14 protein-coding genes are annotated in these 12045 nt (G+C 41.4%); 6 read left to right on the top strand and 8 right to left on the bottom strand.

The genetic code is table 11. The features are described from left to right. Positions 1–31 precede the first annotated feature (31 nt). Positions 32–613, top strand: a complete 582-nt coding sequence (locus tag J0656_RS19125; protein ID WP_207036752.1) for a MiaE family protein — start codon at positions 32–34, stop codon at positions 611–613. A gap of 17 nt (positions 614–630) precedes the next feature. On the opposite strand, the gene ppk1 is transcribed toward J0656_RS19125, so the two are convergent. The 8 genes from ppk1 to rpsA form a co-directional block, all read right to left on the bottom strand. After that, positions 631–2706: a polyphosphate kinase 1 gene (ppk1, locus tag J0656_RS19120; RefSeq protein WP_207036750.1), complete on the bottom strand. Its 2076-nt coding sequence runs from the start codon at positions 2704–2706 to the stop codon at positions 631–633. After that, positions 2707–3195 (bottom strand): SixA phosphatase family protein, encoded by a 489-nt coding sequence (locus J0656_RS19115; protein WP_207036748.1) that lies wholly within the window; start codon positions 3193–3195, stop codon positions 2707–2709. Positions 3196–3207: 12 nt separating this feature from the next. After that, a complete protein-coding gene (pdxH, locus tag J0656_RS19110) occupies positions 3208–3855 on the bottom strand; it encodes a pyridoxamine 5'-phosphate oxidase (RefSeq protein ID WP_207036746.1) in 648 nt (215 codons plus the stop codon). Positions 3856–3921: 66 nt separating this feature from the next. Continuing rightward, positions 3922–4833, bottom strand: a complete 912-nt coding sequence (locus J0656_RS19105) for a ribonuclease Z (RefSeq protein ID WP_207036744.1) — start codon at positions 4831–4833, stop codon at positions 3922–3924. Next, entirely contained in the window at positions 4830–5162 is a 333-nt protein-coding gene (locus J0656_RS19100) for a ribonuclease Z (RefSeq protein WP_207036742.1), read from the bottom strand. Before J0656_RS19100 ends, J0656_RS19105 begins: the two co-directional genes overlap by 4 nt. Position 5163: 1 nt before the next feature. Next, entirely contained in the window at positions 5164–6090 is a 927-nt protein-coding gene (locus J0656_RS19095; RefSeq protein WP_207036740.1) for an aspartate carbamoyltransferase catalytic subunit, read from the bottom strand. A gap of 6 nt (positions 6091–6096) precedes the next feature. Then, complete coding sequence (gene pyrR / locus J0656_RS19090) at positions 6097–6633, bottom strand: bifunctional pyr operon transcriptional regulator/uracil phosphoribosyltransferase PyrR (protein ID WP_207036738.1); 537 nt, start codon at positions 6631–6633, stop codon at positions 6097–6099. A 114-nt stretch (positions 6634–6747) separates the two neighbouring features. Next, positions 6748–8583 carry a 30S ribosomal protein S1 gene (rpsA, locus tag J0656_RS19085; RefSeq protein WP_207036736.1) on the bottom strand — a complete coding sequence of 612 codons (1836 nt, stop codon included), beginning with the start codon at positions 8581–8583 and terminating at the stop codon, positions 6748–6750. 263 nt (positions 8584–8846) lie between these two features. Here rpsA and J0656_RS19080 point away from each other — a divergent pair, with 263 nt between their 5' ends. The 5 genes from J0656_RS19080 to J0656_RS19060 all read left to right on the top strand — a co-directional run bounded on the left by J0656_RS19080 (position 8847) and on the right by J0656_RS19060 (position 11929). Further along, entirely contained in the window at positions 8847–9227 is a 381-nt protein-coding gene (locus J0656_RS19080) for a LysM peptidoglycan-binding domain-containing protein (RefSeq protein WP_207036734.1), read from the top strand. A gap of 210 nt (positions 9228–9437) precedes the next feature. After that, on the top strand, positions 9438–10643 hold the full coding sequence (locus tag J0656_RS19075) for a serine hydrolase domain-containing protein (protein WP_207036732.1): 1206 nt from the start codon (positions 9438–9440) through the stop codon (positions 10641–10643). Positions 10644–10730: 87 nt separating this feature from the next. Continuing rightward, the gene (locus tag J0656_RS19070) at positions 10731–11090 is read left to right on the top strand and encodes a bleomycin resistance protein (RefSeq protein WP_207036730.1); all 360 of its coding nucleotides are present in this window, start codon (positions 10731–10733) and stop codon (positions 11088–11090) included. A gap of 129 nt (positions 11091–11219) precedes the next feature. After that, positions 11220–11540, top strand: coding sequence for an ArsR/SmtB family transcription factor (locus tag J0656_RS19065; RefSeq protein ID WP_207036728.1), 321 nt, complete (start codon positions 11220–11222; stop codon positions 11538–11540). Continuing rightward, positions 11537–11929: an SRPBCC family protein gene (locus J0656_RS19060; RefSeq protein ID WP_207036726.1), complete on the top strand. Its 393-nt coding sequence runs from the start codon at positions 11537–11539 to the stop codon at positions 11927–11929. The genes J0656_RS19065 and J0656_RS19060 overlap by 4 nt, the downstream gene beginning before the upstream one ends. Positions 11930–12045: the final 116 nt, after the last annotated feature.

Here is a 12045-nt window from a genome sequence, read left to right as displayed (position 1 = left end):
TTTGCACCCATAATATCAAAAAAACATATTCATGCTAGGCCTAAAGCTTCCAACGGACCCGAGATGGGTGAACATTGTAGAAAAGAACATCGAGGAAATTTTGACAGACCATGCCTATTGTGAACAGAAGGCTGCCAGCACCGCCATTTCGTTGATTATTGGTTTCCCTGAAAAATCAGAGCTGGTAAAGGAAATGACCGCCCTTGCCCGCGAAGAAATGGGACATTTTAATATGGTCCATGATAAAATTTTGAAGCGCGGATGGGTCTTGGGCCGCGAACGCAAGGATGAATATGTAATCCAGTTGATGAAATTTTTCCCTAAAGGCGGAAGTAGGGATACACATTTGGTTCACAAACTTTTATACGCCGCTTTGATTGAGGCCCGAAGCTGCGAACGCTTTAGATTACTCTCCGAAGAAATAGACGATGAAGAACTGTCCGAATTTTACAGGAACCTAATGGTAAGCGAAGCCAACCATTATACCATGTTCCTAAAGTTTGCACGGAAATACGGCAATACGGAAGAGGTAAACCAAAAATGGGAAGACCTCTTGGAATATGAGGCCCAACTCATGAGGGATCTTGGCAAAAAGGAAACCATGCACGGATAAACCGAAGCATGTTTCATTTAATTTTCCAATTTCTTTTTATAGTAGTCGTACATTTCAAATTGCGACCTTAGTTCGGGTTGACCTTTCAACTTTTTCCTGTAGGCGTTGTCCTGCTTTTCGGAAAATATCCTTGCCTTGGAATTATCCTTCCACGATATCTCGAACGTATCGAGCAGTTCTTGCCTAATATCCGGGTCGTAAATGGGACAGCCAACCTCTACCCTAAAATCGAGATTACGTGTCATCCAATCCGCTGAAGAAATATAGATTTTTGGGTCTCCATCATTACCAAAAATGAACAGTCTGGGGTGTTCCAAAAATTTATCCACTATACTAATGGCCTCAATATTTTCACTCATGCCTTCAACTCCGGGAATCAAACAGCAAATACCCCGAACGATCATTTTAATCTTTACTCCCGCTCTACTGGCCTCGTACAACTTATCCACCATTTTATAGGAAGTAAGGCTGTTCATCTTTATTTTGATGCAGGCCTCTTTGCCTGCTTTGGCCAATGCGATCTCTTTATCGATCAACTTGGTAAAAGTCGATTTGGTATAATGCGGGGAAACAATCAGGTGCTTATACTTGTTGATTTTATAGTTGGTCTCGAAAAACCCGAACACTTTGCTCATATCCTTAAGAATACCCTGATGAGCCGTAAATAAGGTATAATCGGTATAGATTTTCGCCGTTGACTCATTGAAGTTACCGGTACTGATGAATCCATAACGCTTGATACCTTCTTCCTCTTCCCGTTCCACCAAGCAGATTTTACTGTGGACCTTGAGACCGGGCACGCCAAAAATTAGGTTTACGCCTTCATCTTGCAAGTAATTGGCATACTCAATGTTGTTCTGTTCATCAAAGCGAGCTTGCAACTCAATCTGTACGGTAACCTGCTTACCGTTCTTTACGGCATTTACCAAAGCGGACGCAATCTGGCTGTCGCTTGCCAATCGATAAATTGTAATCTGTATTCTACGAACTTTTGGGTCCAAAGCGGCCTCTCGCAAGAACTTGGTCACATAACTGAAGGTATGATAAGGCGCATAGATCATATAATCTTTGTGGGCGATCATATCCAACAAACTACCCTTCATACTGAGTCCCTTGACCGGTAGGGGCTCAATTTTATCGTACATGAGGTCATGTCTCCCCAAGCTCGGGAAGCCCATGTAATCCCTTCTGTTATGATAACGGCCACCAGGAATCACACTATCCGTGCCCATAATGTCCATTTTTTCCTTTAGGAACTGTAGCGTATCCTTATCGATGCTTTTATCGTATACAAAACGTACAGGATCACTTATTTTTCTGTGCTCTACACTGGAAGATATTTTCTCGATGAAACTCTTGCTCAAATCGTTATCGATATCCAGTTCTGCATCCCTTGTTATCTTGATCATGTGGGCGGAAATGGATTCGAAATCGAACATGGTAAATACACTGTCCAGGCAAAAGCGAATCAAATCATCCAACATGATCACATAGTCCTTATCCCCTTCTTTGGGCAACACAACGAAACGGTCGATACCTTTGGGAATCTCGATCAATGCATATCGGTTGTGCTTTTTTCGGGCGGTTCCGTTTTTCATCACCACTTTAACGGCCAAATAGGCTGCTGTGTCCTTTAGAAGAGGAAACTCGGTAAGGTCGTTTAGTATGATGGTCATCAATTCCTGGTTCACCTTTTTAAAGAAATAGTCCCGAATAAACTCGGCCTGACTTTCATTTACCTCGGTCTCCCTGATGATGAAAATATTCTTTTCCCGCAGCTCCTTATCTATCTGTTTAAAAATTTCAAGGCTACGTGTCTGCTGGTTGATTACAATTTTGGTGATCTCCTCCAAAAGATCCTTGGCCCTTTCACCTCCCAGAACACTTTTACCCGTTTTTCCAGCATCTACAATCCGCTTTACCGTTGCGTACCTTACTTTAAAAAACTCATCCAGATTATTACTGAAAATCCCTAAAAAGCGAAGTCGGTCTATCAGTGGGACCCGAGGGTCCTTGCTCTCTTGCAACACCCTTGCATTAAAATGCAACCAACTGATTTCCCGATTTATATATTCGTTCTTTGTTTTAATCATTTATTTCTTCAAGTGTTTTGGAAAGACCATTTGTTTAGTGGTTCCTTCTAATATTTTAGACCATTCATCCACACCAAATGTAATATGGACAAGTCCGGCAGTGGGAACGTTCTCAATATACTGATCTCCCCAAGTATTTGCAAGCGACGTAAAAGCATAATTGTGTCCGAATATAGCAACGGTCGATAAACGATTGTCGAGCTTTTTCACAAATTGCGCTACACTGTTGCCCGAAAAATCGTAAAGTTGATTGGTCACGTTAAATTTTGAAAGATCAAATTCAAGGTTCCTCACAAAAATCATACTGGTGTGCAAGGCCCTATTGGCGGGACTCGAATATATAAAATCGATTGAAGGTGCATGTAGTCCAAAGGTCTTGGCAACCATGTGGGCGTCATTAATGCCTCTCTCCTTTAATGGGCGGTCCTTGTCGGAGACATCGTAATCCCAGGAGGATTTTCCGTGCCTCATCAATATGATTTGTTTCATTGTCGTGGGTTTTTAGGGTGCCAATCGTTCTATTTTCCAATCAAAATCTTCTTGCAGGGAATATCTAATTCTATCATGTAACCTGTTGGGGCGTCCCTGCCAAAATTCAATGGAAATAGGCCGTACGAGATATCCTCCCCAATATTCAGGCCTAGGCACTTCCTTATTATTGTATTTTTGTTCAAGGTCCATTAACTTATCCTCTAAATATTCGCGGGACGGAACCACTTCACTCTGGTCGGAGACCACCGCACCCAATTGACTGCCATGGGGACGGGATTCAAAATAACCGTCCGAAAGGTTTGGTGCGATTTTTTCGGCCTTGCCCTTTATAATGACCTGACGTTCCATATTCGGCCAAAAAAATGACAGGCAAACTGCTGGGTTCGCTTCAATGGCCCTGCCTTTTTCACTATGGTAATTGGTGTAAAAAATAAAACCTTCAAAAGTGAATTTTTTCATCAACACCACCCTACTTTTGGGGAAGCCGTCCAAGCCTATGGTGGAAACCGTCATAGCGTTTGGCTCATCAACTCCATCGGAAGCCTCTGTCTCATAGAACCATTTTTGAAATTGTTCCATAGGGTTTTCCTTTACTGATGCTTCGGTCAGTTCGCTTTTTTCGTAAGATTTCCTGTAATCGCCAAGGTCTTTTTGCATAATGTGAAGTTCGGCAAAAATAGGGTCACCTCAAAGCAACGGATTTGTAAAAGTTTGGTAATTTTTTCAGAGATCAAAATCGAACACCTTGCCATCGTCTGCCAATTCTACAACCGGAAAAACTTCTTGCGCCTCTTTTTTGAACAGTTCTATGGATTTGTAGCGCGTTGAATAGTGCCCGAGTATCAAAAGCTTTGCATTGGCCTTTTCTGCAATCAGTGCCGCCTGTTTGGATGTAGAGTGCTTTGTTTTCTCGCACAGATGTACCTCAGAATCTAAAAAAGTGGATTCATGGTACAGCACGGTAACATCCTTAATAATGGGCAAAACAGCTTCGTTATAAACCGTATCGCTGCAAAAAGCATAGCTTTTGGGTTCGGGAGGGTCTAAAGTGAGCTTTTTATTGGGTATTACTGTTCCATAGCCATCGACGCCGTCAACCCCTTTTTTAATATTGTTGAACTGGCTCTTGTCCACACCAAATTTTCTCGCTGCCTCCACGTTCAATGTACGGGGTGCTTCCTTTTCTTCAAAATAATATCCGTTGGTGTAAACCCTATGTATCAAGGGAACTGTTCGCACGGTGACCTTTTCATCTTCAAAAACAAGTTCGGATTCCTTGGATTCCAGTTCATGGAATATTAAAGGATAATTGGTCCAGGAATCACCTAGTTTTAAAAATAAGGTAATGGCTTGCTTGATTCCTTTGGGACCATAAATGTGAAGCTCCTTGTCCCTACCCAATAATCTAAAAGTTGATATGAGCCCTGGAAGCCCAAAAAAATGGTCTCCGTGGAGATGGGAAATAAAAATATGGTTGATCCTGGAAAACTTGACCCTATACTTTCTAAGTTGCACTTGGGTCCCTTCACCGCAATCAATCAAAAAAAGATGGTTCTTTATTTCGAGTACCTGGGAGGTGGGATTGGTAAATGTTCGTGGTGTCGCGGCATAACAACCAAGTACGGTCAATTTCATATTCCTAGGTCGCGTTCAATTTCCTCCATTTCGATAAGGTCCTTGGCCTCTTGCAGGGTAGGTACCACGCTGATCTCGTCGGGAACTTCATCATAACTTAACTTATCGGTCACCAAAACGAAGGATTGACCACCAGCTTTATGGGTGTTGGAAAGCTCCAAAAATTCCAAGACATCGTTGACCTTCAGTTTGTCAAATGAAAAAAGGTTGATTACAATGTTGTCGTGCTTTATTTTGGGATAAGCCTTATTGAGGTTCTCCAAAAATCCCGATAGTGTGGTTTTTTCCTGAAAAACAATGGTTGTTGTCCCGTCTTTGTCGAAAATCATGTTACTTAATTTTTGATGCCAATAGGTAAAGTACGGCCATTCGCACGGCCACTCCGTTTTCCACCTGATGCAATATGATGGACTGGTCGGAATCGGCCACATCACTTGTAATTTCCACGCCTCGGTTGATAGGGCCCGGGTGCATGATCACAATTTGTTTGTCCAGACTGTTCAGCAGTTCCTTGTTGACCCCGAATTGCTGGGTGTACTCACGAGTGGACGGAAAATAGCTGATATCCATCCGTTCGTTCTGCACACGGAGCATGTTGGCCACATCGCACCATTCCAAGGCTTTTCTTAGGTTCGTTTCCACTCCGACGCCCAAGGATTCAATATGTTTGGGAATAAGGGTTTTTGGACCGCAGACTTTTACATTGGCGCCTTGCAATTTAAGTGCAAAAATATTGGAAAGGGCTACTCTGGAATGCAGGATATCCCCAACGATCACCACATTTTTTCCACCTACATCACCTAATTTTTCCCGTATGGAAAAGGAATCCAACAAAGCCTGTGTGGGATGCTCATGGGCACCATCACCTGCATTTACAATAGATGCCTTCACGTGTTGGGACAAGAATATTCCAGCTCCTGGATTGGGATGCCGCATCACCACCACATCCACCTTCATGGACAGGATATTGTTCACGGTATCGATAAGGGTCTCTCCCTTCTTCACGGAGGATTGCCCTGCCGAAAAGTTCACCACATCGGCAGAAAGCCGTTTTTCCGCGAGTTCAAAAGAGAGCTTGGTACGGGTACTGTTCTCAAAAAAGATATTGGCTATGGTTATGTCCCGTAGCGTGGGCACTTTTTTAATGGAACGGTTGATCACTTCTTTAAAATGGTCTGCCGTTTCAAAAATGAGCGATATATCCTTTTTGTTCAGATATTTTATTCCCAACAAGTGATTTACACTTAACTCGCTCATTTTCTATTATTTGCTTACTAAATATACTTTATCTTCACCGTCGTTTTCTTCCCACATTACCTTGACTTTTTCCTCGTTTATGGCATCCACCTGTCTACCGCGATAGGTTGGCTGTATGGGCAAATGTCGGCTAAATCGCCTATCGATCAAGGTCAAGAGTTCTATGTTGCTCGGTCTTCCAAAGGATTGGATGGCCGTAAGGGCCGCCCTGATGCTTCTTCCCGTGTAAAGTACATCATCAATGAACACGACTTTTTTGTCCTCCACCAAAAAATTCATCTGTGTGGAATTGGCCTTGAGGATTTCCCCTCGTCCAAAATCGTCCCTAAAAAAAGTGATGTCCAAGAAACCAAGATCAATATGCTTGATCTTGTATTCCTTTTTGAGAATCTTTACCAATCGTTCTGCCAAAAAAACACCTCTGGGCTGAATACCGATCAATGCGGTATGGGTAAAGTCCAAATGATTTTCCATTAGTTGACAGGCCAACCGGTGCAGTATGATGTTGATTTCCTTTGAAGTAAGCAGAACTTTTTGACTCATATGCTATGTGCGACCAACTCGGTTGAATACAAAAGTAAGGAATTCTTTAAATTTTCGGGACATAAAAAAGCCCCGTCTGTTTCCAGCGGGGCTTTGTATCATTGAAAAGTCTGATTACTTTTTCTTGGAATCAGCTTCCATCTTGTCTTTCAATGCTTGCAACTGTGAGTTGGCATCTCCAAGGGTCGGAGCAGCTTCATCACTAGATGCAGCTCTTTTCTTGGCAGCAGCCTTCACATTTCTATCTTCTTGCTCTCTAAAGATGGCAGTGTGGCTGGCCACAACTCTCTTGAAATCTTTGTTGAACTCGATGATCTTGAATTCGGCCTCTTCTCCTTTTTGAAGCTTCTTGCCGTCTTCTTTTTCCATGTGACGTTGTGGAACAAACCCAACGATGTCCTCGTTAAAGTTGATAGTAGCTCCTTTGTCAACAACCTCTGCGATTGCAGCAGTGTGCACTGTGCCTTCAGCGAACTCATCGGAATATTTGTCCCAAGGATTCTCTGTGGTCTGCTTGTGACCAAGGCTCAATTTGCGTCCTTCTACGTCCAATTCCAATACTTCCACTTCCAACGTGTCACCTACGGTAACAAATTCGGATGGGTGCTTGATTTTCTTTGTCCAAGAAAGGTCGGAGATATAGATCAAACCGTCGATTCCTTCTTCCAACTCTACGAATACACCAAAGTTGGTAAAGTTTCTAACGATTCCTTTGTGTCTTGATCCAACAGGATATTTAGAAGTGATATCGGTCCATGGGTCTGGAGTCAATTGCTTGATACCCAACGACATTTTACGATCTTCCCTATCCAAGGTCAGCACAACAGCTTCAACCTCATCACCTACATTTACGAAATCCTGGGCAGATCTAAGGTGAGTGCTCCAAGACATTTCAGAAACGTGGATCAATCCTTCAACACCTTCTGCAACTTCGATAAATGCACCATAATCAGCGATTACAACTACTTTACCTTTTACCTTGTCACCAACTTTGATCTCATCACCTAGGGCATCCCATGGGTGCTTCTCCAATTGCTTAAGACCCAACTGGATTCTTGATTTGTTATCATCAAAATCAAGGATAACAACGTTCAATTTCTGGTCTAGGTCCACAACCTCGTTCGGGTGGTTGATACGGCTCCAAGAAAGGTCGGTAATGTGTACCAATCCATCCACACCTCCAAGGTCGATAAATACCCCGTAAGATGTAATGTTCTTGACGACACCTTCCAATACTTGACCTTTTTCCAACTGGCCGATGATCTCTTTTTTCTGTTCTTCGATGTCCGCTTCGATCAAAGCTTTGTGAGATACCACTACGTTCTTGAACTCGTGGTTGATCTTCACTACTTTGAACTCCATGGTCTTGCCTACGTACTGATCGTAATCACGGATAGGCTTCACATCGATTTGAGAACCTGGCAAGAATGCCTCGATGCCGAATACGTCAACGATCATACCTCCTTTGGTACGACATTTTACGAATCCAGTTACGATTTCTTCTTTGTCGTGGGCGTTGTTAACACGCTCCCACGCCTTAATGGTTCTTGCTTTTCTGTGAGACAATACCAATTGACCGGTCTTGTCTTCACGGATATCAATAAGCACCTCAACTTTATCTCCAACTTTCAGGTCTGGATTGTATCGGAACTCATTCAAGGAAATTACACCTTCGGACTTGGCATTGATGTCAATGATGGCCTCACGGTCCGTCATGTGGACAACTTCTCCTTCCACTACTTCCTCATCGGCAGTGTCCACAAAGTTTTCCTCTACAAGTGTTTCGAATTCCTTAAGCTTAGTATCGTCTACGCGCTCAATTCCTTCTTCGTACTTGTCCCAATCAAAATTTTCAAGAAATTCCTTTGGATCTTGTTGGGGTTGTGTTTCTTCTTTTACTGGTGCTGCGGTAGTTTCTTCTACCTCAACGTTTTGCTTTTCTTCAGCCATGCTTTGCTGATTAAAATTTGTATTCCACGTTTTTACAAGAGTTGAACAATTACCGCGGAAGTGGTTTTAAATTGATTTTCTAAATTCCCTTTTTTCTCTTGCCTCCTTGCCAAAAGGGGTGCAAAAATACAATTAAATTATTGATATACAAAGTATACAAGCAAGGTTTCCGCAAAAAAAGTATTACAATTATTTAATGGCAAAATAAAGCCAGATTGATTATCTTGAGAGTTCTAATTTATTAACTATAAAAAAGTACCCTTATGAGTGTAAAAGCAAAGTATCAACCTGTATTGGACCTAGGTGAGAAATTGGAAGTGAAAAACGGCGATGTAAACGTTGAAGGCGACGTTTTAAAAATAAAGGGAATGACCAAGACCCAGTATGAAAAAAACTTGCTGTGGGACAAAATCAAAGAAATAGGTGGCGAAAACCCTTCGGACATTAAAGCAAATATAACGGTGGAGGATGATTCCGTATATGCATACCACACTGTAAAAAGTGGGGAATCTTTAAGCAAGATTTCCAAGCATTACTACGGGGACCCGATGAAATACAATAAAATATTCGAATCGAACACCGATCAATTAAAGAATCCCGATGTTATACATCCGGACCAAGTGTTGAAGATTCCGAATTTGTAAGAGACTTAAAAACTAAACTATTTGAAAAGCGCCCTTTGGGCGTTTTTTTTGTTTTTGAGGTTATAACAAAAACTAGCGAAATTCCTTACCTCTACCGAATCGTTCTTAAGTTGTTGGATATCGCTTTATCTATTGGTTTCCATTTGAGTTTGCAACACTCAAGAAAAAATACCGTCTTTGAATTAATTCATCTCCTAAAACCATTAAATAATGCGTAAAATCAAATTCAGCTTCATTGTAATTTTCTTTTTGACATTGGCATGCAATTCCGATAAAAAAAAGAAAATCGTCAATTCCTCAATAGCAGAAGAATCCTTGATACAATCAAGGATTGAAAACAACATTTACAAAATAGACGAAAATGGCAAGAATGATTCCATAGCCACTACCCTTGAATCAAGAATGGAAGCCTTAAATGTACCTGGGGTCAGCATTACGGTTTTTGACAACAATAAAATCCTTTGGTCAAAAGGCTACGGTAAAAAAAATAAGGAAACAGGGAAAAATGTAAACGAAAGCACTCTCTTTCAAGCAGCTTCGATTTCTAAACCAGTTGCCAGTGTTGCGGCATTTAAATTGATAGAAAAAAACAAGTTTTCCCTCAATGAAAATGTAAACTCAAAATTAGATAGATGGCAAGTACCCGATAATCAATTTACCAAAATAGAAAAAGTAACACCTCGTAGAATTATGAGCCATACTTCTGGTTTAAGCACATCCGGTTTCCAAGGTTACAACAAAAAAGATTCGATCCCAACGCTTTTGGAAATAGTACAAGGAAGTGATATGACGAATTCAGAACCTGTTCGTGTTGTCCAAAAACCTGGGGAGTCCGAATTATATTCGGGTGGTGGAATGGAAGTGTTGCAAATGTTGATGGAAGATGTAACCGGAGAAGCGTTTCCCCAACTACTAAACACTTTGGTACTCAATCCAACTGAAATGAAGAACAGTTCCTTTGCTTATCCACTACCAGAAAGGTTGGATAGTTTAACTGCAAATGGCTACAATGAAAATGGAAAAGTTGTGGATGGCGGTTATCATATCTACCCCGAAAAGGCAGCAGCCGGGCTTTGGACCAATCCAACCGATTTAGCCCTGTTTATGATAGCACTGGGAAAATCATATCGTGGAGAAGATAGTAGTTTGCTGAGCCAAGAATCAGCAAGGACAATGATGACCAGGGTACCCAATGCGGGTGGCATCGGAATTGGGATAGATGGAGATGGGGACGCTTTTCGTTTTAGGCACACAGGAGGAAATGCAGGATTTGTTTGCTATGCAGTATCCTTCGCCAACAAGGGTCGTGGAGCGGTAATTATGACAAATTCCGACAATGGTTTCCCTTTGGTCCATGAAATAGTACGAGCCATTTCTAGAGAATATAATTGGCCCGCCATGTGGATGCGTGAATGAAAAAGATTTCGTGGGAGTATCTTTTTGTAGGATTAACGGTTAAAAAGCATGATCTTTTCTTAATTGTTCAACACAAAACAATTTTCCATGCTCACCGACATTAATCCGAAACTTCCGATGCGAGATAAAAAAACGACACGTGATTTCTATTGCGGTCAATTAGGCTTCAACATATTTGGAAACGCCGATTATGATGGTTATCTAATGTTGGAAAAAGATCAGGTCCAAATCCATTTTTTTGAATTCCGGGACATCGACCCCAAAGAAAACTACGGCCAAGTCTACATACGCACGAACAACATCGATGAGCTTTATCAATCCTTGCTGGCAAAAAATACCAAAATACACCCGAACGGAAAATTAGAGGTAAAACCCTGGGGGCAGAAAGAGTTCTCCCTTTTGGATCCGGACAACAATTTGTTGACTTTTGGACAACATCATCAGTAAGGGTCCGCACAATAATACATTCCCTTAAAAGCAAACCAAAAATTCAATTTCATAAAGAAAAGTTGTAAAATAATTTTGCGAAACCAAATAGTTGCATATATTTGCAACCAATCGGTTTCATTTAAAATTATGAGAAGAGATGTGTTTCAGGCGATTGCAGACCCCAAACGAAGGGCAATTATCGCACTTATTGCGGTACAGGCCATGACACCTAATGCCATTGCGGAAAATTTCAATACCTCACGCCAATCCATTTCCAAGCATCTGAAAATACTATCAGAATGCGACCTGGTAAAACAAGAACAGCAAGGAAGGGAGATTCATTATTCTCTCAAAATAGAGAAACTGCAGGAGGTGGATGCATGGATCGAACAATATCGACAAATATGGGAGTCACGATTCGATCAACTTGACAATGTATTATCAAATCTAAAAAAGGATAAAAAATGAAAAACAATTTGCTCTTTGACTTTAAGGTAGACAAGAAAACCAAAACAGTATTTGTGGACAAAGAATTTGCAGCAGACCTTTCGTTGGTCTGGGATGCTTTTACCAAAAAAGAACTGCTGGACCAATGGTGGGCCCCAAAACCTTATATATCCAAAACAAAACAGATGGATTTTCGCGAAGGTGGTATGCGGTTCTATGTCATGGTGGGACCTGAAGGTCAAGAACATTGGGCCATTCAAAAGTACAAATCCATAACCCCTAAATCCAATTTTACCTATCTGAATGCTTTTGCTGATAAAGACGCAAATCCTAACCTTCCCGGCTCAGATTGGGATTTGAGCTTTAGCGAACAGAATGGTAAAACAACCGTAAATATTGTTATAGTGTAGATACCCCGATCTTTAGGACAGGTTTTCTACAAAACTAATATAATTATCAAGCTGCTCTTTTAAATAGATCAATGGGTCTTTCATAGTCGATGGACTGATGTCTTCTTTCGTGGTTG

Source organism: Flagellimonas aurea, assembly GCF_017313785.1.
GTDB lineage: Bacteria > Bacteroidota > Bacteroidia > Flavobacteriales > Flavobacteriaceae > Flagellimonas > Flagellimonas aurea.
The sequence above is the reverse complement of the archived record's forward strand: the minus strand, read 5'-3'. Positions and strand labels throughout refer to the sequence as shown.

What these genes read in the sequence shown, in the direction of transcription:
- J0656_RS19125 (WP_207036752.1), top strand. Translation starts at nt 32, where the DNA reads ATGCTAGGCCTAAAGCTTCCAACGGACCCGAGATGGGTGAACATTGTA.
- ppk1 (WP_207036750.1), bottom strand. Translation starts at nt 2,706, where the DNA reads ATGATTAAAACAAAGAACGAATATATAAATCGGGAAATCAGTTGGTTG.
- J0656_RS19115 (WP_207036748.1), bottom strand. Translation starts at nt 3,195, where the DNA reads ATGAAACAAATCATATTGATGAGGCACGGAAAATCCTCCTGGGATTAC.
- pdxH (WP_207036746.1), bottom strand. Translation starts at nt 3,855, where the DNA reads ATGCAAAAAGACCTTGGCGATTACAGGAAATCTTACGAAAAAAGCGAA.
- J0656_RS19105 (WP_207036744.1), bottom strand. Translation starts at nt 4,833, where the DNA reads ATGAAATTGACCGTACTTGGTTGTTATGCCGCGACACCACGAACATTT.
- J0656_RS19100 (WP_207036742.1), bottom strand. Translation starts at nt 5,162, where the DNA reads ATGATTTTCGACAAAGACGGGACAACAACCATTGTTTTTCAGGAAAAA.
- J0656_RS19095 (WP_207036740.1), bottom strand. Translation starts at nt 6,090, where the DNA reads ATGAGCGAGTTAAGTGTAAATCACTTGTTGGGAATAAAATATCTGAAC.
- pyrR (WP_207036738.1), bottom strand. Translation starts at nt 6,633, where the DNA reads ATGAGTCAAAAAGTTCTGCTTACTTCAAAGGAAATCAACATCATACTG.
- rpsA (WP_207036736.1), bottom strand. Translation starts at nt 8,583, where the DNA reads ATGGCTGAAGAAAAGCAAAACGTTGAGGTAGAAGAAACTACCGCAGCA.
- J0656_RS19080 (WP_207036734.1), top strand. Translation starts at nt 8,847, where the DNA reads ATGAGTGTAAAAGCAAAGTATCAACCTGTATTGGACCTAGGTGAGAAA.
- J0656_RS19075 (WP_207036732.1), top strand. Translation starts at nt 9,438, where the DNA reads ATGCGTAAAATCAAATTCAGCTTCATTGTAATTTTCTTTTTGACATTG.
- J0656_RS19070 (WP_207036730.1), top strand. Translation starts at nt 10,731, where the DNA reads ATGCTCACCGACATTAATCCGAAACTTCCGATGCGAGATAAAAAAACG.
- J0656_RS19065 (WP_207036728.1), top strand. Translation starts at nt 11,220, where the DNA reads ATGAGAAGAGATGTGTTTCAGGCGATTGCAGACCCCAAACGAAGGGCA.
- J0656_RS19060 (WP_207036726.1), top strand. Translation starts at nt 11,537, where the DNA reads ATGAAAAACAATTTGCTCTTTGACTTTAAGGTAGACAAGAAAACCAAA.